General features: G+C 73.6%; 1 protein-coding gene. It reads right to left on the reverse strand.

Annotated elements, in window-relative coordinates; genetic code table 11:
• The coding region (locus HG543_RS53800; protein WP_169352694.1) for an ABC transporter substrate-binding protein at positions 1–1,001 on the reverse strand (1,001 nt) is incomplete at its 3' end.
• Positions 1,002–1,048: the final 47 nt, after the last annotated feature.

A 1,048-nucleotide genomic window follows, 5' to 3' on the forward strand; every position in this document is an offset into this window, starting at 1 on the left:
GCCCACCCCGGCCCGTACAGCCGCACCAGGGCCAGCGCCACGCCCAGCGGAATGGCCAGCGCCATGGCGCCCACGGACACCAACAGCGTCACCAGCGTGGCCTGGAGGAACAGCACGAGCTGCCCCCAGCCCAGGCGCGTGGTGCGCGTGTCCGCCAGCACCTCGCGCGTCTGCTCGTCCGTCCAGTCCACCATGCGCTGCTGGGCCGCGCTGTCGATGCCCCAGCGCCGGAAGATGGCGCGCAGCTCGCCCGAGCGGGCGATGCGCACCAGCGCTCCGTCCAGCGCCGCGCGCAGGTCCTCCTCGCCGGGCCGCACGGCGATGGCGTAGTAGCCCTCGCCCACGTCCGCCACCATCCGCAGCTCCGGGCGCGACTGGCCGTAGCGCTGCGCGATGATGTCGTCCATCAGCACGCCGTCCACCCGGCCCTGCTCCAGGTCGATGTACGGCTCCTCCACCCCCTCGTACGGCACCGCCTCCGCGCCGCTGCGCAAGAGCAGCTCCCACGCCTGCGAGTTGGCGAGCGTGCCCACGCGCCGGCCCTTCAGCGACTCCAGCCCGGTGACGCTCGCGTCGCCCTTGCGCGCCAACAGCCGCAGGTTGAAGAGGAAGTAGGGCCGCGTGAAGAGGACGCGGCCGGCGCGCGCGGGGGTGATTTCCATCCCGTTCAGCGCCACGTCGAACGAGCCGCGCTCCAACGAGGGGATGAGGCTGGACCAGTCGTTCTGGACGAACTCGGCGCGCACGCCCAGCTCGCGCGCCAGCGCCTCCGCCAGCTCCACCTCGAAGCCGCGCATGCGCCCCGGCTCATCCGGGTCTTCCATGGCATACGGCTCTCCGCCCTGGGCGTCAGCGCCCCACCGCAGCACGCCCGCGCGCCGCACCCGCTCCAGGCCCGTGGCCTCGTCCGCGCCGCACGACAGCAGCACCAGCGCCAGCAGCGCCAACCCACAGGCCGGGAGCAGGACGGGCCTTCGCGCCCGGGAGGGAGACTGTCGCATCGGACGTGCTGGACCTCCGGTGAGGCGGACCGCCGCCCCTTTTAGCC

Origin of the sequence: Pyxidicoccus fallax (assembly GCF_012933655.1) — a bacterium.
GTDB lineage: Bacteria > Myxococcota > Myxococcia > Myxococcales > Myxococcaceae > Myxococcus > Myxococcus fallax.